The following is a 20,556-nucleotide window of genomic DNA, read 5'->3' on the forward strand; positions in this document are numbered from 1 at the left end:
ATGTTTAACTTAGTGTATTAAACCTATCATTCATAAGTATTTTAATATATTAAAAAGTAAAATGGAATAATAAACGGGTAATTGTAGGAATATATTCGATTTCTGTTCATTTTTATGAAATATATGTACTTTTTGTTAGATTCCTTCTTTTTCTTTCTATAAAATACATGTATGTAGAAAGAAGAAAAGGATGATGTACGTGAAGGAAACTGTTTTACAAGAAACAAATTCCCCGCAAGAGTTGCATAAAGTTGTTCAAAAGAATACAGCTTATTATGACTTTAAGTGGGGCAAAGTAGAAAATCCAGCGCAAGGGAATACGTGGAATTGGGTAGCCTTTTTCTTCCCAACTTTTTGGTTAGCTTATCGTAAAATGTATAAGTTGTTTATTATACTTACGTTATTGGCGGTACCTAGTATCGTTGTAACTCCTTTTATAGATATTCCAGATGGGATTTATTTAACATGTAGTTTAGTTCTTCAATTAGGAATGATGATATTTACTGGATGGCAAGGAAACCGTTTATATTATAAGCATGCTGTTCGTGTATTACATAAGGGAGAAGATATGCCAGATCATGAGAAGGCGTATTACTTACAATCAAAGAGTGGAGCTAGTTTTGCTGGTATGGTTGGTTTCCAGATTATAGTTGGAATCGTGTTTGGTGGAGCTATGTTCGGACTCTCACTTTTACCAACTGAGCCGAATATTAAAAATGTCGTTCGTTCAAGTAGTGAAGGATTTACTTTCGAGGTTATGACCGATAATCCAGCTTGGAAGCTTGTGAAGAAAGAACAAGATTATGATGTAGTAGAGTTTACTGGTTATGATTATACAGAGAAGAAAAACGTGAAAATTAAATTTGCTGTTTATTTTAGTGAAGACTATTTTGAATGGCAAGAAGTATATGAGAATAATAAGAAGTTAAGCGAAGATGAGTTAGAAGAGTATCAATTTTACATTGAAGAAAATGGTTGGGGGTTCTAGTCAGAACTCGTTCATTTTGAAAAGGAGAATCTTGTGAAGGTTCTTCTTTTTTACTTGGAAACACCATACGAATTGAAATTTTGTAAAATAAAATAAAAAATGAGAATTCCAGGTAGGCTTGTCAATAACGTGAGACTATGGCAGTATAAAGAAATGCTATACAAATTTTATTTATCGAGATGTAAACATCAATTTTGATTTTTACGTATAAATAATGAACGGAGGAAATGAATTTATGGCTACTTTACCAAATTGTCCAAAATGTAATTCAGAATATACGTATGAGGATGGCGTTCTTTTCGTATGTCCAGAATGTGCTCATGAGTGGGGCCAAGAAGCAGAAGCTGAAAATAATGATGGTGCAAAAGTTGTAAAAGATGCGAACGGAAACGTTCTTCAAGACGGCGATGCTGTTACTGTCATTAAAGATTTAAAAGTAAAAGGAACTTCTTCAGTTGTGAAGATCGGTACGAAAGTAAAGAGTATCCGTCTAGTTGATGGCGATCACGATATCGATTGCAAAATCGACGGTTTCGGAGCAATGAAGTTAAAATCACAATTCGTTAAGAAGGCGTAAGTAAATAAAAAGAGGAGGCGAATAGGCCTCCTCTTTTTATTATGTCATTTTTTGTCGGTAAGTCGATATTCCTTGTCGAATCGTCGATATATTTCAAAAATCGTTGATATATTTTGAGTTATGATAGATATATTCGAAAAATCGTCTATATAATTTCACTCACCGAGAACGGTGCATCATTTACCAAGCGAGAGTTACGATTCACTTCGCACTATAGTCAACCTCTTTCAACTGACACCGCTTATTAAAGAAGGTCTTATATCCAAGCTGTAAGAAGAGAATGACAGCGAAAGCGGTACTTCCTGAAATACCGAGTATAATTGCGATTTGATATTGAATGGCTGTAAATGGTGATACACCTGATAAGATTTGACCGGTCATCATGCCCGGTAAGCTTATAATCCCCATTCCGACCATAGAATTGATCGTTGGTAAAATGGCAGAGTCAAAAGCGTCGCGTATGAGCGGAGCAGTTGCTTCTTTCGGTGTTGCACCAAGCATAAGTGCTCCTTCAATTTGACCTCTTTGTGATTTCATATTGTTTAAGAACGTATTTGCACCGAGAGAAACACCAGTCATGGCATTCCCAACTAACATTCCTGTAATCGGAACGATATATTGCGGCGCATACCAAGGATTATGTCCGATAATAACAAAGATAAATAGTAGAAGTGGCCCAATTGATCCGGCAACCATGGAAAGGGCGGCTACTCGTTTTAATTCTTTGGACATAGGGATGTTAACTCGTTTATAAATATTAAAAATTGCAAAGGTAGTAATAGAAGTAATGAGAGCAATTGTATAAAATGGATTACTGTTTTCAAATACGTATGTAAGGACATATGCAACAAGTACGAGCTGAATGGTCATACGGAATGTTGCGAGCGCGATTTGTTTTTCGCGAGGTATTCCTTTTAATTTCACAAGCCCGATTAAAATAAGAATAAAAATATATGCAGCGGCAAGTTGCCAAATTTGTAGTTCAATAACGCCCTTCAACTGAGAGCACTTCCTTTCTAGTTGCACCGTTTGCTTTACTAATCTCAATAATATCGTCCGCAATTTCTTCTGGAAGTTGTTGTGAGTGTGTGATGAAGATAACTGTTTTTTTCTTTTCTTTTGCTAGTATAGTAAATTGTTTCATAACGCGGCGTTCTGTATCGCTATCTAGTGCCGAGGTTGGTTCATCTAATAAATAAACAGGTGGATCCATAAGTACAATACGTGCAAAAGCAAGTCGTTGTTTTTCACCGCCTGATAATGAATCGGCGTTATCTTCTAAATTTTTTTCTAAGCTAACAGTCGTTAACGCGCTCCACAAAATATCATCATTTGGAAATGGTTTTTCAGAAAGACGAAGTCCCATTAATAGATTGTCTTTAATCGTTCCATCAAAAATAGGTGGGGTTTGCCCAAGCATGACTACGTCACGTCGTAATTGAATAGGAGGATAATCAGAAATCAGCTTTCCGTTGTATTCAATTGTACCGGATGTTGGAGATTGTAAATCATTTAGCATGCGAAGCAATGTACTTTTCCCGCTCCCACTCTCTCCGATAATACATGTGATTTTTTCTTTTTGAATCTGTAAATAAGGAATGTGCAGTATATCTTTATATGTAACGTCTTTTAATATAAACATAGATGGCTCCTTTCTGATTCTAGTTATATCGTATCAAAAAAGATTGCAAAACGGTTATAAAGAGCAACGTTTTTTCTTCGTCTTGAGTTTTATTAATAAGTTAAGTAAACGATCTAATTCTTGACTGAAAGAAATCACTTTATCATGAGTGAATCCGTACTTTTCAACGAGATAGATCAATTCTTTCTTCTTTACTTCTATTCGATTGTTTAGTTTCGTTAAGTTCATAAGTGAAATGGAATACCTCCTGTAAAAGTATTTACAACATAAAAAAATAAGACCGAATGACTTCGGTCTTAAAGGAAATAAAACAACTTATAAATAGCATACACTGTTCATCAATAGTTTTTAATATAAAAATGAAAAATTAATCATGATCCATATTGAGAAAGATGTGTCTGATAATTATATTTTAACTAATAAAAGAGGCTGTCTAATTAGTAGACAGCCTTTTAAGTATTAACCCTTATGATATTTGTACATCCAAAGAAGGCCAGATTTTAATAATCTCGGTACACGTCCCATTAATGGTTGGTTTGCGAGTAAACCGAAGCCATGCTTCTTACCAAGAGAACCGAGAACACCTTTTAATTTAATTACAGGTAGTTCGTCAGGAAGTGGTTCATTATTCCAACGTTTTAATAATATTTGGACAATTTGTTCTCCTTGGCCTTCAGCAAGTTGTGCAGATGGTGCATGTGGAAGTGCTGCGCAATCTCCTACAACGTAAACGTGCTCGTTATTTGGAATATTGTGATATTTTGTTAAAACAACCCGTCCGCTACCATCTTGTTCAACTGGAAGGTTTCGAACAACTTCATTTGCTTGAATACCAGCTGTCCAGACGATTGCATCACATTCAAGTGGCTCATCGTGGTTGTACACAATATTTGGTTCTACTTTTGTAATGTTAGAGTTTCGTATAATGTTAACTTTATGCTTTACAAACCATTCTTCTACATATCTACTTAATTTCTCTGGATATGGGAATAAAATTCTATCTTTTCGATCAAATAAATAGATTTTTAAATCAGAACGGCTTTCACGAAGTTCGCTTGCTACTTCAACGCCACTTAAGCCAGCACCAACAACAGCAACTGTTGCATTTGGTTCTAGGCTATTTAATTGTTCATATGTCTTACGTGTTTGTTCAATCGATTGTAGGCTATGTGTATATTCCTTTGCTCCAGGAACATTATGATATTTATCTTCACAGCCAAGTCCGATAATTAAATCATCATATTGGATTGCTTCGCCGCCATCAAGATGAACAGCTTTTTCTTCGAGATCAATATTTGTTATTGTGCCGTATTGAATATTAAGGCGTGGGTGCTCAGGAAACGGTATGCGAATATGCGTTTCTGAAATTGTACCCGCTACTAATGCATAATATTCAGTTTTGAAACAATGGTATGGTACTTTGTCGATTAATGTCACTTGTACATCATCCGGAAGTTGGTTGCTTGGAAGTAGCCGTTGCAGAATTCTCATTCCACCGTAGCCGCCACCTAGTATTACGAGGTGTTTCATGATGGATTACCCCTTTTCTGTTGAAATATCCCCTAATCACACAATTTTATATTAATAAAATATTTCGACTTTACTCAATCAAATTATATCGAATTTGTGAACAAATAACAATGCATGAATGAATACTCTGTTGTACAATAAGAAGAAAAGTAAAGTAAACTGTTTTCATTTTTTAGTTACTATTTCATTATGAATAGCATGTTATATAAAATAAAACCATCTACTTTGAAGTGAAATAGTGAAGTAACTAAATAGTTTAGAATGTATAACGAAAACAACAAGAGAAAACTTAGTTTTCTTCTTATAGATAAAGTCAGAAAGTAATTTGTTTTGTAGTACAGGGGGGAGAATTTTGATTAAACCATTAATTGAATTTTGTGTAGGTAACCTTGCGAGTGGCTCACAAGCAGCTTTAGAGAAATTAGAAAAAGATCCGAATTTAGATGTAATGGAGTATGGTTGTTTAGGATATTGTGGTATTTGTTTTGAAGGACCATTTGCTCTTGTAAATGGTGAAGTCGTACAAGGTGCTACAGTAGAAGAACTTGTTAATAATGTATATGAGTATTTAGATGAAAATCCAATGTTTTAAGGTGTTGCAATCAGCAGCACCTTTTTCTTTTTCCATTAGATACAATTTTATTTCGCAGGGGAAGATAAAATTGTATATAAATAAAAAAAGGCCCTTTTAGAAGGGCTTGTTTCTTACACAATTTGCGCAAGAATGGCTCATCGCCAAATGTTGTCAAATATGAGAAACGGGGGACATTCATATTGTGTTCTAAAAGCGTGCATTTTATACTTAAAATAACAAATTATTTTTGGAGTGAATGCAAATGAGCCAATTTTCTTTTACAAAAATGCATGGTCTTGGCAATAGTTATATATATGTAAATATGTTTGAAGAACAAATTCCTGAAGAAGATTTAGCTCTTGTGGCGGAAAAGGTTTCAAATATTAATACTGGTATTGGAGCAGATGGAATGATTTTAATTTGTCCATCTGACGTAGCGCCGGTGAAAATGCGCATGTTTAATAATGATGGGTCAGAAGGAAAGAGCTGTGGTAACGGTTTACGCTGCGTAGCGAAATATGCGTATGAGCATAAACTAGTAGAAGATACAGTCTTCACAATTGAAACGTTAGCTGGTATTGTAACGGCGGAAGTAACGGTAGAAGAAGGGAAAGTTACGTTAGCGAAAATCGATATGGGAGCACCGCGTTTAACACGTGCAGAAATACCGATGCTTGGCGAAAGTGAAACGCCATTTATTCGTGAAAACTTCTTATACAATAATCATCGTTATGCATTTACAGCTGTTTCTATGGGGAATCCGCATGCAGTTATTTTTGTTGATGATGTAGAACAAGCACCTCTTACAACGCTTGGACCAGTTCTTGAGACACATGAAATGTTCCCAGAGCGAGTAAATGTTGAATTTATCGAGATTTTGAATGAAGAAGAGATGAACTTCCGTGTTTGGGAACGAGGATCTGGTGTAACACAAGCTTGCGGAACAGGAGCGTGTGCTGCGGTTGTAGCCTCTATTTTAAATGGAAAGATGGAACGTGGTAAGGAAATTACAGTTCATTTAGCTGGCGGCGATTTAATGATTGCATGGACAGAAGAAGGCAATGTGTTAATGAAAGGACCAGCAGAAGTAATTTGCCGCGGAGTGTATGAGTACAAGATAGAAGCGTAAAGATGTATAATAGAATGAGAACAGAAAGGATGGTGTATTTCATGATTGAAGTAACAGAACAAGCAGCTTTTCAAATTAAAGATATGTTAAAAGATGCTGAAGATGGAGAGAAGTACGTGCGCCTTGCTGTACACGGCGGCGGATGTACTGGCCTTTCTTACGGATTAGGATTTGAAGTAGAACCAAAAGAAGACGACACAGTTCTTGAGTTTTTCGGTGTTGAATTTGTTATCGATACAGAAAGTGCTCCAATTGTTAAAGGAGTAAAAATTGATTATAAACAATCTATGCTTGGTGGCGGATTTACAATCGATAATCCAAATGCAATCGCATCATGCGGATGTGGATCATCTTTCCGTACAGCGACGAATGCTGGTAAGCCAGAAGAGTGCTAGTACGAAAAAGTGCGTCAAATCAACGTTTTTAGTATCGAGATATTAGCGTGAAATCTTTTCGCAAACATGAAGCGTATAGGGTGAGGATGGAGAATTGAGGGCGGTAGATAACGTTCGAAATTCGACCATACACAAGTAACTAAGTGTATCTACGTAACCCCACTGCGCATCTATAAGGATTAATAATACCGACCCTTCTTGACGGTGAATTACAAAATTCATTCGTTGAGGGGGTTTTTTTATTGGCATTAAAACGTAAGAAGAAGCGAGCTGAGCGCACTACGCACAAGTCGTACCCTAAGATAACCTTACAGCAAGCTCTCGATATAGCGATAGCAGGTAAAAAAGCAGAGGGTTTGCGAGAACGAACGCTAACAGACTATATGAAGATGTGGGGCTATTTTACCGATTGGCTTGCAGAAAATTATTCCGATATAGAGTATGTTAACGAACTTACAGCAGATATTTTCCGTAACTATATTAACTATTTACAGTACGATGCCATACGTTACGATGGTCACAAGTTTATTACTAATCGAGAAGAAAGAGGGTTAAAAGAAACGACAATTAATATACGGCTGCGTACTTACCGCTCAATGTTGAATTACTTAGAGCGTGAAGAGTTAATAGAGTACAATCCGATGGACAACGTAAGATTGTTGCGTCAAGACATAGACCTTACGAATTGTTTAACAGAGGATGAAGTAAAAGCGGTCTTAGCACAACCTAATCAACGAGATTATGTAGGTTTCCGAGATTTTGTAATTATTAATTTGTTATTAGATAGCGGGTTACGTATTAATGAGGCTCTTAATTTACGAGTGGAAGAGATTGATTTTAAAACACGCTTTATAACGTTGACGGGTGAACGGAATAAAAACCGCAAACCTAGATACGTACCAATATCGGCATTTGTTGCGAAGCTCTTACTACAGCTTATCGAAGAGAATAGGGCGCATTTTAAAACAGACCGCATATTCCTTTCTTGCTTCGGTGAGTTACTAGGAGCGAATCATTTTAATAAGCGCTTAAAGTATTACGCAGAAAAGGCAGGTATTAAAGATAAGAAGGTAACTGCGCATGTTTATCGTCATACGTGGGCTAAAAATATGATTTTAAACGGCTGTGATCCATTCACATTACAGAAAATGGGCGGCTGGGCTGATATGCGAACAATGCGCAGATATATTCAAATGGATACAGAAGAAATACGTCGTAGTCATGACGATTTTTCGCCAATAACAAAGTTCTATCAGAGAGCTACCAAAAGAGTTTACTAAAAAGAAGAAAGTCCCCAGCGCCAACTGGAGACTCAAAACATACACACATCTAAACTGAATACAGGACAAGCCGTATCAGTCCGATATCATCTAGCTTCATTCTATCGAAAAAATTCGAAGGGTGCAAGTTGTCTTTAGTGATGCCTTTTTTAGGCAGCTGCGGTAAGTCAAAAAGCGGAAGCCGTACCGCTATAAAAACGTAAAAGGGTAGCTAGACCGCCGCAACCACTAGCGCTATACAATTCAACGCATATCATTCCCAGTGCGTCGTATAGGTCTAGGCGGTGACTGCCGTTAAAGGTCAGGGTGGAAATACGTTGTTACTACGGTGACAGGGTGTATCGAAAGATTTACGCACTATGGGACGTTTTGTAGTGTAGAAAGTCGATATGTGCGAAAGCACAAGGACGGGGAATGCGTTACTGAAAACCTCACACAACGAGCCGACGCTAGTTGTTAACGCCTTACCTCTTATTCGCATAGAAACTACGAAATTATGACGAAGTTTAAAAGCTTCGTTATTTTTTTATCTATGCGAAATAGGGGTTCAAACTGCGCCCAGCTTCCTACAACTTCCTCGCCTCTGCTAGTCGATGCGTCACCGATTGTCAATAGCACAAATTCGGTATGAATGCCACTAGCGGAAGTTAGCTGAATATCGGCGGACAACACAGGTGCTATAAGAGGTAGAGGGCTGATAATATAGCAATGAAAGCGCAAATAGAGATAAGCGAAAATAAAACGAAAGAGTAAGATCATAAAGGAAACGCACTATTTATCTAATAATTGGAGGAGTACGAAATGAAAGAAATTACATTGAAATTAAATCGAAAACAGCAACTAGCGGTTATTTGTTCGCTATCATCGGTACTAGTGAAGATGTCGCCACTGACCGAGGAGAAGTATGATATTAATACGATATTAGAAGAGAATGCTAAGTTACTTAGTAAAGAGGGCGTGGGTGCAAATTACAATGATATGAACAGGGATGCTTACGAAACACTCGACGATGTCATGGAAGAATTAGCGAAGGAATTCATTAAACAGAAGAGTAAGAGAGCGATATCCTAAAGGCTACGATATACGGTAAAATAAAAACAAGATATATCGGAAAGCGGGGAATTTGTATGAGCGAAGATAAGGTATCTTTAATCATGTTAGCGGTATTAACAATAGCTCTGGTATTTGTTGGTGTCTCGTCTAAGTTTGATAGCATTATCGTTGATATTATCGCCGTATTATTCCTATTGATATCTACTGCGATAGGTGCAGCGATTGTAACAGAACGTCGTAGGAAACGCAGAAAGAATACACGATAAGTGAGACAAAGAAATACGTTTATTGGAGATTTTTTGCGGAAAAGGAAAGGAGTAAAGCAGACGTTAAGTTTAAGCTGAAATAACGAGACAATACACTGATAGATCGGAGGAGGAGTTACGATTGGGAGATAGGGAAAGTGGAATTAATAATTTAGACGAAAAAACACCCGATTTGGGTGCTTTAACAAAATAGACTTATTTACTACTTCCGATTATATTAGACAGTTTGCTTACTCTTTTCCAAAGTTACTAATCTTAGAAACTTCAAGCCAACCTTGCTAGTTTGAATCCGCTGGTATTCAACTCCTGCTAACTTTATCTTTTCTACTAGACTAAACTGCATAAGTACAGGGGCAACTCTGTGATATAGAAATATTTCAACTTCATCATTTCCAGCTTTATTGGTTATGCCTGATGCAAAGAAATTACTTGTTAGTGTAAATAATTCATAAACGCTGAATCTTTTACCCTTCATATTTTCAGCAGTTACCCCATGTTTATCAGGACGAAGTATCTTCTGTTCCAAGCAAGACTTAACTTCCTCAAATGACATACCGTCTATCTCATTCTCTTTATCTAGCTTAATTTGCAACTGTTGCACCTGTTTTTGTAACTTTGTATTTTCTTTCATTAAATTATAATTGTCTTTCATAAGACTACTAGCATTATCTTTAATTTCTAATCCAGAAACCCATCCAGTTAGTTTTTTATCTTTTTCGTACTCTTTTAGAGACTCTAATACAGCAATTTTAATATCTCTGACGTCTGAATAAAATTTTGAAATTTTGCTAAGTACTTCTTTTTTAAATTCTACATAATTTGGGTAGTTTTCTCTTTCTAAAACATTTGCACCGTATTTACTTACTTTTTCATTTAACGCATCATCATTTATTACAATTGCAAATCGAGGTTTTTTCAGTTTTCCAGCATATTCATATTCCCAATGTGTGTAGCTTAAGCCTGTTTCATGATCAATTGACCCATATCTCCCACCCAAAACAAGCATATAAACATCAGATTCTTCTATCCATTTTTTAATGGTTTCTTTTTGGGAGGTATCTGCTGCTTTGAAAAGCTCCATCCCTGCTGGAATATGACCCGCATTTAATACCGCTTGTACTGCTGCTTGTCTTTCTTCCTGTAAGTCAGTAAACGTTGATGAAATAAAAACCTGTAACTTTTTCTGCATTGACCTCGATCTCCTCTTTAAATTATTCTATTAGCCTATTCCCAATTTTACCATTTTTAAAGGAAACAAAAAAGAAAACCATTTTCCAGTGAGATTGATACTATTGCATTTGTATAACTAACAAAACTGGACAAATAAGCGTATTCTCACCGCTATACACTACGTTACATATCACCAGCCGACCGCTCTTGACGCACGTCCCTCTCCTCTGAAACTAACCCTATTATGCAAGCAATGCAATTACGTATGTTTATCGTTGGGCTATCGTACACAAATCGACTGTACACTAGCTGGTAATATAGCGCATGATATAATGCCTTATCCATGTTAGCCTGTAGTGTTAATTCTTCGTTAATATCTATTGTTTTAACGTCCGCACTCGCCTTTTCTTCGATATTTAGCGGTTGTGTAAGCACTTCCTAACATACCTACTCGTAAGACTGTGTGTTTCGGGAAAATATGAAAGGTCACAATTCATCCTGTGGACATTGCTTATTTTACAAAACTTAATTTCCTTAGTTAATTAAATTAAAATCCGTGAATGGATAAAACTCGCAAAATATGATAAAATCTTCCTATTGTGATTATTGCCTTTTAATAGAATTATCAAAAATGCGGGGGGACTAACTTGCTACTAAGTAATAATGATATAAAGAGAGAATTAATTGAAGGTAATATTAGGATTCATCCTTTGAATATGGATAATATTAAAGGGGGATCAATAAACCTAACTGCAAGCAAACTGGCATGGAGGGTGTCAGATAAAAATTCTGCTGTTAAGGATAATATTATAGAGATTCCTCCTAATGACACTGTTTGTATTTACACAAATGAAGCAATATGGGTGTCTAAGTGGATAGGAGGTACATATCATCCTAGGGTATCACTTGTTTCAAAAGGATTAGGGCATATCTCAACTACCCTAGACCCTGGATGGGCTGGTTTGTCATTAATTGCTGTCAATAATCCTACAAATAAACCTGTAAGCATTATAGTAGGGGAATCATTAGTTTCTATTATGCTGTACTATTTAAAAACTCCCTCTTCTTTAAACACATTAGAAAATACACCAAGTCGACCAGATATTGCCAAGACTTTTAACTTAAGTAGTGGAGAGGATTTATTTCTGCAAGAACAATGGCATAGGAATGAACAAGGTATATCAGGTAGAATGTTAAAATCAGACAGTTATAAAGAGTTTCATAAAGAAGAAAATGCAGGAATAATCAAAAAAGAACAAGATAAAAAAAAGTTTAAGGAAACTTTTATGTATCCTTTGAGTATAGCTATAATAGGGGCAGTTTTAGGAGCAATTTTAGGGAGTACACTGTCTACTTATTTTGCAAGCTTGTTCTTAAAGTGAGAGTAGCTAAAGTTAGGATAGGGAAAGGTTTTTAAGGAGTATTTTTCCATTTAAGATATTTTTTTCGGTATATTTGAAAGCCCTTCCATCTTCCTTTCCTCCCATAATCTCAAAGAAGTCAGAGCGATTTATTGAAGTCTCTTATAAATTGGTATGATTTAATAGAATTGTAGTACCGCATAGTCGGTAATTGATAGGAGGGTTACGCTGAGAATGCGTAGCCTTTTTTTATAAGCGTAAAGTAAAGACAATTTACGACATGTAAACTATCTGATAATTTAGTGTGAAATAGCGAATCCCTTGCGACTGTAGTGTTTACGATAATTTACGTGTAACTTTGATAGTTACAATTATTTACAAAATAAGCGATGTCACGGGGGAAATATCGTCAGATTGGCGTGTGTAAGGCGCTGTGAATGGCGGCTATACACCTGCTGTTCGTTCGGCTGGAGGGGGGTCTTGAAACTCACGGGGTTTAGTCTTTATGTACCTAAACATAAAAAAGACACCGCCAATTAATGCGCCGCCTCGTATTCTTTTACCTTCTTATAGAACGTTGCTTTCTTCATATTAACAGCCGCCATAAACTCGACTGCTTTTATCTTTCCGCCTTTCCAATCGCAGTATAAGTTATCCCAGTTTTCGGGAAGTGCCATAACAGGACGCCCGAGGTGTTTCCCCTTCGCTGCTGCTGCGTCGATGCCTTCACGTTGGCGCTCCTTTATCGTTCTTCTTTCTTGTTCTGCGATAGATGTATAAACCTCGATAATAATATTATTAATCATATCAATAACCCAGTCTTGTTCCGCTGGTATGTCTGCCATAGTCGTAGGTAAGTCGATAATTTTAACACGAATCTTTTCTTTCTTGAAGTATTCGAGGTATTCTTTTATCTGCGCTTTGTTTCTGCCTAGTCGGTCGATAGATTTTATATAGAGCGTATCACCTTCACGCATTGCTTTAAGCATATTCTGAAAGCCCTCACGCTCGAAGTCCTTACCGCTAGCCTTATCGCTGTATATGTATTTTGTGTCCGTTACATGAGATTCTAGCGCCTTATATTGTCTGTCTAAGTTCTGCTCCTTACTTGATACACGAATGTAACCGAAGCTGATTGCCATAATGAAAACCCCGTTTCCTTTTATCGTTAACCTAAATATATACTAATCGTCTATAAAGGTCAATTCTTTTTAGTACGTTTATAAAGGTTGATGTTAGTTAATTAATAGACTGATATGGGACGTATTTCACGATGTACATAAAGGTGTACCTTTTTAGACTACTACCCACTAGCACGTTTTATATGAAGATACCCCGCTATATATCTTCGCATTTATACACCGCTATACCTAATACACCGCTATACCTAATACACCGCTACCTATACCGACACACCTACACGCATTACCCCGACATACCTAGCCGCTACACATAACCACGCCATACCTTACCATACAGCCACTATATACTTCTCTAGTCTATTGCTGTTTGTGTTGCGATATTATTAGAAGCTAATAGACAAAGCGCTAGGAACGTCACAGGCTACCATTGTACGCAGCTATAAGCCAGCACACTACCAGCAGGCTACACACCACCAGCACACTACCTACTACTATATGTATCTTCGTAAGTTTACTCGATTAGTTTGTTATTGCTTTTCTCTTTATGATTTTTCTTTTTGTTTTGTAATTTGTTTCTTGATTTGTTTGTGAATTGAATCATTGGGAATCTTTGTTTGTTCTTTGTTGCGATTGATTTCGTTTGTTGTTTCGTTTGTGAATTGTAATTGAATCGTAAAGAGTTCGAAGTTGTTTTGATTGTGTTTCGTTTAGTTCTTCGCATTGAAAGTTATTGAAATTAATTCGAATCGAATTGTTATTCGTTTTGTTTCTGCGAATAAAAGCGAAAGAAGAAAAAGAAACGTTCGTTTTAAAGCGTTTAGCTCTTCGAATGAGCGAAGTTAAAACGCATCGAGGACAAGCCAATACATCCAAATTAAAAACCACCACCCCCCCAACGACGGGGTCAAATACCCGTCAACAACCTCTTACGATTAGCGCACATAAAATTTGAACTCGGGTACTAATAAATGGAAATAGTAACGGTTCAAGGTGAACTATTACTTTGACGCCTGCCCTTTACGAAGTCCTTTCCGCAGCCCTCACGTAATCCCTCAAGAAGTAAACAAAGATAGTTTTAGTTCAGTTCTAGCGATTCCCTCACGAAGTGATACGACCCAAGCCCCCGCCTACTTCTCCAAAACGTTAATCTGCCAGAAATTCGCATTTCAATTTTGTAACTCAATGGGTCTGACAGCCTCAAATAGCGATTCTAACCGTTTTATAGTGTTACAGTGCGTCTATTACTAGGTAGGAGGGCGTACAGGAGGCAGAGGGCTTCGCTAGTTTCTTCTATTATGTAAGGGGAAATTACATAACTAATTATGCAGATGTCCGCCCGAATACGGGGCAGCGAGCGCCTATGTTTTTAGAAATGCTTTAAATATCGTACCAGTAACAGCTGATTAGTGCGCCTATAGAAGCGAGAAGATAAAACGCAGCTTAGTTAGATAGGGCGATGTAATTATTTTTTAGAAAGGTATACCGAGAACGGAGGAAGCTTGCGCCTATCTCTTTGTAAGGGCGATTAAGTCACACTATAAAACAATAAGGAGAGAACAAATATGACAGCAGAACAAAACGAGAATGTAGCCGAACAGGTAAAGCAATACCCTAACGATAAAGCGGAACTATTACAAGGTGGTAACGGTTGCTTTGATATGTATAACGTACAAGTAATGCAAAAAGTTTTCCCACGAATCATACGAGAGGTACACGACTTATATAAGTCAAGGGGAAAGAAAGTGCCGCAGATACGGGATGTAGTAGCCTTCTACTTTACGCTACATGCCTATATCTATAAGCAAAGTCCGCTAGATAGTTTTTACGGTGCTTCGTTCCAATCATATGAAAAGATCATGTCGCACCTAAATATAGATAGAAGCCGAATAAAGTGGCTAGCCGATATCTTAGAGGCAAACGGACTTATCAGACGGGAGCGTAGACGTGAAGGGCTGAAAAATAGAGTGCTGTACTTTCCGAGCTATGCACCACGTATTTCAGACGACGGATATTTAGTAGACAAGAACGGCGAGAAGATTAAGCCAAATATGGAAGTTTACGAGATTAAGAAGAGGGGGGAGAAGCCAGTAACGACGCCAGTGTGTACTAACACCATTAACGATAGTGCTGTCTAAGCATACTTACGATAGTGTTATCTGTCCGCACTGTAAAAAGAGAAACTGTAAAAAGAGAAACGCTAAAAAGAGAAAGAGTTTGTCACGCAATAAATTGCTAGACAATGTTAACGCAGTAAGTACTTAGAGATTAAGAAAGGGAAGGGAGACTGCGTGAAAGATAAGAGATATAAGAATAGAAACACGAACAGTGCCGCTAGACCACACTAGGTATGACTAAGGCTATAAAACTACTAAGGAGGGCGTGGCGATGTTTCTAGGATACATAGAAATACCGAAGCACGAAACGAGACACCTCGATATGCCAGCAGAACAGAAAGCGGAGCTAATGCGTAATAGGCGGCGAAGACGTCGGCGTAAGAAGCATGAGGACAAAGACGAGGTTAAAGGAGGTGAGGCAAAGACAGAAAATGAAACGCTAAAATGCGAGAAGTTGCATAGTCATGCGAAGAAAAATAAAAAAGATTCTACAAAAGATCGTATAGAAGTCGAATGGAATGGCGGAGCAACCTTACATAACTGGGATTACGTCGCTAACGACTATAAAACTAATTAAAACCAACTAAAACAACTAACCGGAGGTAATGGAAAATGAGAACTAAAGCACAAGATATCGTAATAGAGGTAAATTTCGGAGAGTTAATGCCGAAACAAGACGTAAAACAAGAGGTAAAACCAGCGCAGCATGAAGTAACAGTAGTAACACACGAGGCGGACGTACTAACAGACCCGTCAAACGTGGCGCAGCGTGAGAAGTATATCGAGAAGGTGGAGGTATTAAGCAAAGTCAAAGGGTTGTTACTACTGCCACGCCTAGAAATGGCGACTACAAGGCAAATTGCAGAGTACTACGAAGTACCATTAAAGACTATAGAAACAATTTATACGAGATATAGAGGGGAGTTAACGTCCGACGGAATGGTTCTGTATAAAGGTGCGCAGCTCGACCCATATCGTTGTGACCTTCATAGTGAAGGTGGCAAAGTTGTAGGCGTATCTCAAAAAACTAGACAGGCACTACTATTCCCGAAGAGAGCTATTTTAAGAATCGGGATGCTTTTAAGGGACAGTGATACAGCTAAAGAAGTGCGTACCCAGCTATTAAATATCGAAGAACATGCGACAAATGAGCAGCGTACACAAGAAATCGACAAAGACGGATTACTACTTTTAGATATTATCCGTGCTAAAGACCCGATTCAACAAGCACAAGCAATCGCAGCATATACGGAATACAAAGACGCTAGAGCCAAAGAAGCCGAAGAAAAGGCGGCAAAGTACGAAGTGAAGGCGGAAAAATTCGACCTTGTAACAAAACAGGCGGGGCTTTTAACGCTAACAAACGTAGGGAAATCGTATGTAGACGGTGTTTCCGCTAATGCGCTAAACAAATTCTTAATTCAACAGGGCGTACTTTATAAAAACAAGGTGGACGGAATTCACATGTATAAAAAGGGGCATGAGCAATACTTCAAAGTAGTAACGTATGAGGCGGGATATAGAACGCTGAAAGTAACACTAGAAGGTGCGCTCTTCATCGCAGATCTTTACAAAAGTCGTAATAACAAGAAATCTGCGTAGAAGGTAATGTGCATTATGCACAAAGCCTCAAAGGTGCGTAAGAGATAAGGAACGGAAAATACAAACCAACACAAAGGAGATAACAAAAATGAAAAATACAAACAATACAAACGAAACTATGTCGTTAGTACAAAAAAGGCAAGAACTATCCGAGGTTATTAGAGAGGGGCGTCAAAAATACGGGGAGCATTGTCTTGTCGTAAATAAAGGTACGGAAAAGCGTCCGAGCTGGGTCGCTGTATATCGTGAGCCGAAAGGAGCGGGAGGTGTAAAAGATATCGACATATTCCCCCCTGCGTTTTATTGAAATACAGCTAGCTAACAATGAAACGAAAGAAAAATCAAAGAAAATATAAAAATAATGTATGAGATATACACGAAACGACATCACAGCAGTACATATAAGTGAGGAAGAGTTTTTCTTTTCCTTGCTCATTTTCCGTGGATTCGGCGGGTCTGTCATTACCCGTCGAGCCTTCGTTGGTTCGGGAGCCGCAACCCAATCAATACGGAACGATTACTAACACAAAGGTGCGGAAACACCTATTAAAAATACACACGACCCTTCGGTTTATCCATCGTGGTGTAAAGCAATCTAGTGGTTGTCCAAAAAGTGCTAGATACGTTGTTTTCTATATGTGTCGCTACTGTCGTCGTAGCGGCATATTTTTTAATCTATTTGAAATAAAACATATGAAATAAGGAGGCGGAAAAAGTGAACAAACAAACATATAATTCTTCGATACTTGCATTAATTCTACAGCTCGCTCAACTCAAACAATCAGATTTAGCGAAGCTACTAGGAACTACGCAGGCGAGCGTTTCGAGATTTTTATCGGGAGAACAAAAGCTACCATCAGAGAAAGCCGAGATTTTAACGGAGCTAATCGGCTCTCATAATCTTTTCCTAATAAGTGCGTTCGATGGAAGCATGACTGCTGTAAGCGAAGACCTAAAAAGACGATTAAAACCGAGGGAGGGCGATTAATATGCGACCTATATTAGTAACAAATGTACACAAGCTACGAGGAAAATCGTTTTTATATGCGTTCTTGTATGTTGATAACGTTCTAGTAACTCAAATCGCAGCACCGTTAGAAGCCCAGCCACTCGCTAGAAAGTTAAGGGAGATTGTTTGGAGCAACTGCGACGAATTACCAGCCTTTGACGTTCACACTTGCACAGACGCAGTGTATAAGGCTTGTATTAGTGAATCCGATATTACAGGGCATTACAAAACAGAGGACGAGACAAGCGAAACAAGACGGTATCACGAGGACGAAGTTGTGCAAACAGCTTTAATAGATATTTATGAATTAAAAGATCCGAATGAGAAACAAATGCCGAAGTGGCGTAAAAAGTTAATCGAAATGCTACAAAAATGTATTAGATTACTAGAAGGAAGTACGGAAGCAAATACGAAGGGAGCGATAAAAGATGGAATGGAAACTATACGATGAATTTACGGTACAAAACGATAAAGCACACAAGTTTATCGAAACATACCGAGAGAAAGTACAAGCTGCGAAAGACGATGTAACGGCAGCCACACAAGCATACGAAGAGATTCTAAACCAAGAATTCGCTGGAAAGAAAGTCGATACGAAGAAGAAGGCAGCGCTAGCAGATATCGAAAAAGCTAAAGCAGCTCTAAAAGTCGCAGAGAGCGAGTACACAAAGGCTAATGATTACGCTATGACTAATCTAGCAGGCACGATTACAATCGATGACCTTGCCGCAGATTGGCAAAGGAATGTAGTACCTACTGTACGAAGAGATAAGGTCGAGCCACTGCGTAAGAAGGCAGAGCAAGGCTTAAAAGATTACTTCGAAGCAGTAGCCGATATTCTACGATTAGAGAGTGAAAATGCGTGGGCAGTCGGCTTCATGAACGAGCGTTTTAGAAGCAGAAAAGGCGCACGTCCTCTTATGCAGAACGTAGCGAGCTTCGGAGATATTCCAAAACCGCCAAACGATAGCGACTGGGATAAGCTCTTAAAGTATCGACAATTACCCGCAAGATTCATGAAGTAATCAGTATCTGTAACCAATACCTGTAGGCTAATCGCCTATTAACATAATCAAAACGAAGAGAAGTCGCCTTTAATCGGGCGGCTTTTTCTAATTCTAAGGAGGAATTTATAAATGGTAGTATATTCAAACGACTTAATCGGTAAACAGGAAAGCGTAACAGACGAACTGTTATTATTAAACCCACTTCAAACGCCTATGTTAGAGCTACTAGGATTCGGCGAAGCCGTTACGAACGTAGAACACGTATGGTTCGAAGATGAAATGTTCGCACAGGAAGGTATTGCAGCACAGGAAGCGGCAGAAGACGCTACAGAAATTACGGTAGACAGTGCAGAGGCATTCCGCCCTAGCCTAGTTATTCGTAATGGCGAAGAGTTAATGTTAGTCGTTAAGGTTGACGGCGAGAAGTTAACAGTAATCCGTGGCTATGCTGAAACAGTAGCAGAAAAAGTAGAAGCTGGTGCAACTATCGAAGTAATGTTCGTAGAAGGCGCAGAAGGTGCAGACGCACGAGACGCACGTTACAAACCACGTAAGCGTGTATCTAACATTACGCAAATCTTCGACGAGTCTGTAGAGCTTACAGGTACAGCAATGGCAGTAGCTCAACACGGCGTAGATAACGAGTACGAGAAAGAGAAACAAAAGAAACAATTAGAGCTAGCACTTCAATTAGAAAAGGCTGTAATTAGTGGTATCCGTTACGAGAAAGGCAATACACGTATGATGCGTGGTGTTCGTTCGTTTATTCAAACTAACGTTATCAAAGCCGACGGCGCAGCAATTTCAGATGAGCATTTAGTCGAGGCATTCCGTGCTATCTTCGAGAAAAGCGGCTCTACTGTTAGCGGTAACTACAAAATTATCGTAGGTGCTACACAAAAGGTTGCTATCTCTAACTTCGATAATGCGTTAATTCGCTTAGACCGTATGGACAACGGGCGAGGAAACGTAGTAGACCATTATATCTCGGACTTCGGTGCGGCAGAAATCTTATTAAACAGCAACGTACCAGCGGGTGAGGTGTTAATCGTAGACGCTAACCGCTTATCTATCCGACCACTAAGAGGGCGTGAGTTCTCACACATGTTCTTAGGTCGAAAAGGTGACTACATGAAAGGTATGTTAGTCGGCGAATACACGTTAGAAATGCTACAAGAAGCGGCACACGCTAAAATTGTAGGTCTTTCAGTAAAATTCTAATCGAAATATATCGGCTAGGGCTTCGGCTCTAGTCGTTTTTCATATAAGGCGGTGACAGCGTGAGGAATTACGCAGATAAAATCGAAGAAGCTAACAAGCATATCGACGCCTACGTGATTAGTAACGAAGATTGGCACGAGTGTGACGAGGTAAAAAAGATCCGTCTCATGAACTCGGCTGATAGAACGTTACATGAAACATTCAAAGGTGTAGAGATACCCGATAATGCGGTGTATGAGTTTAGCGCATATCTAGCGATTGTATTCAACGATACAAATAAGATGCAGCAACAAGGAATCGCTAGTTTTAGTGTAACGGGCGTCGGGTCATTCACGTTTAAAGAGAACAATGTATCTAGCGCTATCGGACAACCATTAAAAGAACTAATTCCAGACAGTGTATTAAGTCTTATCGAGAATGCGAATGACGGAATTAAGTTAACTGGTCGTGAAGTCGGTTGGCTAGTCTAGTCAGCATCATAAACAATAAAAATTAG

Annotated in this window: 25 protein-coding genes; 18 read left to right on the forward strand and 7 right to left on the reverse strand. The window is 38.3% G+C overall.

The genetic code is table 11. The features are described from left to right. The first annotated feature begins 193 nt into the window (after window positions 1–193). Window positions 194–988 carry a DUF2628 domain-containing protein gene (locus tag ACQVV1_RS23845; RefSeq protein ID WP_242256543.1) on the forward strand — a complete coding sequence of 265 codons (795 nt, stop codon included), beginning with the start codon at window positions 194–196 and terminating at the stop codon, window positions 986–988. A gap of 235 nt (window positions 989–1,223) precedes the next feature. Continuing rightward, the gene (gene phnA, locus ACQVV1_RS23850) at window positions 1,224–1,565 is read left to right on the forward strand and encodes an alkylphosphonate utilization operon protein PhnA (protein WP_000212737.1); all 342 of its coding nucleotides are present in this window, start codon (window positions 1,224–1,226) and stop codon (window positions 1,563–1,565) included. A 201-nt stretch (window positions 1,566–1,766) separates the two neighbouring features. On the opposite strand, the gene ACQVV1_RS23855 is transcribed toward phnA, so the two are convergent. The 4 genes from ACQVV1_RS23855 to ACQVV1_RS23870 form a co-directional block, all read right to left on the reverse strand. Continuing rightward, window positions 1,767–2,564 carry an ABC transporter permease gene (locus ACQVV1_RS23855; RefSeq protein WP_431169597.1) on the reverse strand — a complete coding sequence of 266 codons (798 nt, stop codon included), beginning with the start codon at window positions 2,562–2,564 and terminating at the stop codon, window positions 1,767–1,769. After that, on the reverse strand, window positions 2,548–3,207 hold the full coding sequence (locus tag ACQVV1_RS23860; protein WP_431169598.1) for an ABC transporter ATP-binding protein: 660 nt from the start codon (window positions 3,205–3,207) through the stop codon (window positions 2,548–2,550). Before ACQVV1_RS23860 ends, ACQVV1_RS23855 begins: the two co-directional genes overlap by 17 nt. A gap of 54 nt (window positions 3,208–3,261) precedes the next feature. Further along, window positions 3,262–3,435: an aspartyl-phosphate phosphatase Spo0E family protein gene (locus ACQVV1_RS23865; RefSeq protein ID WP_063222111.1), complete on the reverse strand. Its 174-nt coding sequence runs from the start codon at window positions 3,433–3,435 to the stop codon at window positions 3,262–3,264. Window positions 3,436–3,666: 231 nt separating this feature from the next. Further along, on the reverse strand, window positions 3,667–4,737 hold the full coding sequence (locus tag ACQVV1_RS23870) for an NAD(P)/FAD-dependent oxidoreductase (protein ID WP_000682065.1): 1,071 nt from the start codon (window positions 4,735–4,737) through the stop codon (window positions 3,667–3,669). A gap of 352 nt (window positions 4,738–5,089) precedes the next feature. Here ACQVV1_RS23870 and ACQVV1_RS23875 point away from each other — a divergent pair, with 352 nt between their 5' ends. The 6 genes from ACQVV1_RS23875 to ACQVV1_RS23900 all read left to right on the forward strand — a co-directional run bounded on the left by ACQVV1_RS23875 (window position 5,090) and on the right by ACQVV1_RS23900 (window position 9,434). Then, window positions 5,090–5,329, forward strand: a complete 240-nt coding sequence (locus ACQVV1_RS23875) for a YuzB family protein (RefSeq protein WP_000595026.1) — start codon at window positions 5,090–5,092, stop codon at window positions 5,327–5,329. Between the two features lie 244 nt (window positions 5,330–5,573). Then, on the forward strand, window positions 5,574–6,440 hold the full coding sequence (dapF, locus tag ACQVV1_RS23880; RefSeq protein ID WP_166704715.1) for a diaminopimelate epimerase: 867 nt from the start codon (window positions 5,574–5,576) through the stop codon (window positions 6,438–6,440). Window positions 6,441–6,481: 41 nt separating this feature from the next. Next, complete coding sequence (locus tag ACQVV1_RS23885; RefSeq protein WP_000573830.1) at window positions 6,482–6,835, forward strand: HesB/IscA family protein; 354 nt, start codon at window positions 6,482–6,484, stop codon at window positions 6,833–6,835. 242 nt (window positions 6,836–7,077) lie between these two features. Beyond that, a complete protein-coding gene (locus ACQVV1_RS23890) occupies window positions 7,078–8,115 on the forward strand; it encodes a tyrosine-type recombinase/integrase (protein ID WP_431169599.1) in 1,038 nt (345 codons plus the stop codon). 801 nt (window positions 8,116–8,916) lie between these two features. Continuing rightward, window positions 8,917–9,186 carry a hypothetical protein gene (locus tag ACQVV1_RS23895; RefSeq protein ID WP_431169600.1) on the forward strand — a complete coding sequence of 90 codons (270 nt, stop codon included), beginning with the start codon at window positions 8,917–8,919 and terminating at the stop codon, window positions 9,184–9,186. Window positions 9,187–9,242: 56 nt separating this feature from the next. After that, window positions 9,243–9,434 carry a hypothetical protein gene (locus ACQVV1_RS23900; RefSeq protein ID WP_431169601.1) on the forward strand — a complete coding sequence of 64 codons (192 nt, stop codon included), beginning with the start codon at window positions 9,243–9,245 and terminating at the stop codon, window positions 9,432–9,434. Between the two features lie 217 nt (window positions 9,435–9,651). Here ACQVV1_RS23900 and ACQVV1_RS23905 read toward each other — a convergent pair whose 3' ends face one another. Together ACQVV1_RS23905 and ACQVV1_RS23910 are read right to left on the reverse strand one after the other, a co-directional pair. Further along, window positions 9,652–10,623, reverse strand: coding sequence for a DUF4062 domain-containing protein (locus ACQVV1_RS23905; RefSeq protein ID WP_001170048.1), 972 nt, complete (start codon window positions 10,621–10,623; stop codon window positions 9,652–9,654). Between the two features lie 164 nt (window positions 10,624–10,787). Further along, window positions 10,788–11,039 carry a hypothetical protein gene (locus tag ACQVV1_RS23910; RefSeq protein WP_431169602.1) on the reverse strand — a complete coding sequence of 84 codons (252 nt, stop codon included), beginning with the start codon at window positions 11,037–11,039 and terminating at the stop codon, window positions 10,788–10,790. Between the two features lie 212 nt (window positions 11,040–11,251). On the opposite strand from ACQVV1_RS23910, the gene ACQVV1_RS23915 reads away from it, so the two are divergent. Continuing rightward, window positions 11,252–11,986, forward strand: coding sequence for a dCTP deaminase domain-containing protein (locus tag ACQVV1_RS23915; protein ID WP_000927247.1), 735 nt, complete (start codon window positions 11,252–11,254; stop codon window positions 11,984–11,986). Window positions 11,987–12,501: 515 nt separating this feature from the next. Here ACQVV1_RS23915 and ACQVV1_RS23920 read toward each other — a convergent pair. After that, the gene (locus ACQVV1_RS23920; RefSeq protein WP_431169603.1) at window positions 12,502–13,107 is read right to left on the reverse strand and encodes a recombinase family protein; all 606 of its coding nucleotides are present in this window, start codon (window positions 13,105–13,107) and stop codon (window positions 12,502–12,504) included. 1,562 nt (window positions 13,108–14,669) lie between these two features. Here ACQVV1_RS23920 and ACQVV1_RS23925 point away from each other — a divergent pair. From ACQVV1_RS23925 to ACQVV1_RS23965, 9 genes are all read left to right on the forward strand, one after another. Next, entirely contained in the window at window positions 14,670–15,242 is a 573-nt protein-coding gene (locus ACQVV1_RS23925; RefSeq protein ID WP_431169604.1) for a hypothetical protein, read from the forward strand. Window positions 15,243–15,492: 250 nt separating this feature from the next. Next, window positions 15,493–15,798, forward strand: a complete 306-nt coding sequence (locus ACQVV1_RS23930) for a hypothetical protein (protein WP_431169605.1) — start codon at window positions 15,493–15,495, stop codon at window positions 15,796–15,798. A gap of 35 nt (window positions 15,799–15,833) precedes the next feature. Then, entirely contained in the window at window positions 15,834–16,823 is a 990-nt protein-coding gene (locus ACQVV1_RS23935; protein ID WP_431169606.1) for a phage antirepressor KilAC domain-containing protein, read from the forward strand. Window positions 16,824–16,911: 88 nt separating this feature from the next. Further along, entirely contained in the window at window positions 16,912–17,130 is a 219-nt protein-coding gene (locus ACQVV1_RS23940) for a DUF4148 domain-containing protein (RefSeq protein WP_431169607.1), read from the forward strand. A 408-nt stretch (window positions 17,131–17,538) separates the two neighbouring features. After that, a complete protein-coding gene (locus ACQVV1_RS23945) occupies window positions 17,539–17,811 on the forward strand; it encodes a helix-turn-helix domain-containing protein (RefSeq protein ID WP_431169608.1) in 273 nt (90 codons plus the stop codon). A 1-nt stretch (window position 17,812) separates the two neighbouring features. Further along, window positions 17,813–18,283, forward strand: a complete 471-nt coding sequence (locus tag ACQVV1_RS23950; protein ID WP_431169609.1) for a hypothetical protein — start codon at window positions 17,813–17,815, stop codon at window positions 18,281–18,283. Continuing rightward, window positions 18,261–18,857, forward strand: a complete 597-nt coding sequence (locus tag ACQVV1_RS23955; protein WP_431169610.1) for a hypothetical protein — start codon at window positions 18,261–18,263, stop codon at window positions 18,855–18,857. Before ACQVV1_RS23950 ends, ACQVV1_RS23955 begins: the two co-directional genes overlap by 23 nt. 111 nt (window positions 18,858–18,968) lie before the next feature. After that, window positions 18,969–20,060, forward strand: coding sequence for an SU10 major capsid protein (locus ACQVV1_RS23960; RefSeq protein WP_431169611.1), 1,092 nt, complete (start codon window positions 18,969–18,971; stop codon window positions 20,058–20,060). Between the two features lie 59 nt (window positions 20,061–20,119). Further along, window positions 20,120–20,530 (forward strand): hypothetical protein, encoded by a 411-nt coding sequence (locus ACQVV1_RS23965; RefSeq protein ID WP_431169612.1) that lies wholly within the window; start codon window positions 20,120–20,122, stop codon window positions 20,528–20,530. The last annotated feature ends 26 nt before the right edge of the window (window positions 20,531–20,556 follow it).

The sequence above is a fragment of the Bacillus basilensis genome (assembly GCF_050630465.1).
In the GTDB taxonomy this organism is placed as follows: domain Bacteria; phylum Bacillota; class Bacilli; order Bacillales; family Bacillaceae_G; genus Bacillus_A; species Bacillus_A basilensis.

Bases quoted from the DNA above. Each gene is read 5' to 3' on its own strand.
- ACQVV1_RS23845 (WP_242256543.1), top strand. From the start codon at position 194: ATGTACGTGAAGGAAACTGTTTTACAAGAAACAAATTCCCCGCAAGAG.
- phnA (WP_000212737.1), top strand. From the start codon at position 1,224: ATGGCTACTTTACCAAATTGTCCAAAATGTAATTCAGAATATACGTAT.
- ACQVV1_RS23860 (WP_431169598.1), bottom strand. From the start codon at position 3,207: ATGTTTATATTAAAAGACGTTACATATAAAGATATACTGCACATTCCT.
- ACQVV1_RS23865 (WP_063222111.1), bottom strand. From the start codon at position 3,435: ATGAACTTAACGAAACTAAACAATCGAATAGAAGTAAAGAAGAAAGAA.
- ACQVV1_RS23870 (WP_000682065.1), bottom strand. From the start codon at position 4,737: ATGAAACACCTCGTAATACTAGGTGGCGGCTACGGTGGAATGAGAATT.
- dapF (WP_166704715.1), top strand. From the start codon at position 5,574: ATGAGCCAATTTTCTTTTACAAAAATGCATGGTCTTGGCAATAGTTAT.
- ACQVV1_RS23885 (WP_000573830.1), top strand. From the start codon at position 6,482: ATGATTGAAGTAACAGAACAAGCAGCTTTTCAAATTAAAGATATGTTA.
- ACQVV1_RS23895 (WP_431169600.1), top strand. From the start codon at position 8,917: ATGAAAGAAATTACATTGAAATTAAATCGAAAACAGCAACTAGCGGTT.
- ACQVV1_RS23900 (WP_431169601.1), top strand. From the start codon at position 9,243: ATGAGCGAAGATAAGGTATCTTTAATCATGTTAGCGGTATTAACAATA.
- ACQVV1_RS23905 (WP_001170048.1), bottom strand. From the start codon at position 10,623: ATGCAGAAAAAGTTACAGGTTTTTATTTCATCAACGTTTACTGACTTA.
- ACQVV1_RS23920 (WP_431169603.1), bottom strand. From the start codon at position 13,107: ATGGCAATCAGCTTCGGTTACATTCGTGTATCAAGTAAGGAGCAGAAC.
- ACQVV1_RS23925 (WP_431169604.1), top strand. From the start codon at position 14,670: ATGACAGCAGAACAAAACGAGAATGTAGCCGAACAGGTAAAGCAATAC.
- ACQVV1_RS23930 (WP_431169605.1), top strand. From the start codon at position 15,493: ATGTTTCTAGGATACATAGAAATACCGAAGCACGAAACGAGACACCTC.
- ACQVV1_RS23935 (WP_431169606.1), top strand. From the start codon at position 15,834: ATGAGAACTAAAGCACAAGATATCGTAATAGAGGTAAATTTCGGAGAG.
- ACQVV1_RS23940 (WP_431169607.1), top strand. From the start codon at position 16,912: ATGAAAAATACAAACAATACAAACGAAACTATGTCGTTAGTACAAAAA.
- ACQVV1_RS23950 (WP_431169609.1), top strand. From the start codon at position 17,813: ATGCGACCTATATTAGTAACAAATGTACACAAGCTACGAGGAAAATCG.
- ACQVV1_RS23955 (WP_431169610.1), top strand. From the start codon at position 18,261: ATGGAATGGAAACTATACGATGAATTTACGGTACAAAACGATAAAGCA.
- ACQVV1_RS23960 (WP_431169611.1), top strand. From the start codon at position 18,969: ATGGTAGTATATTCAAACGACTTAATCGGTAAACAGGAAAGCGTAACA.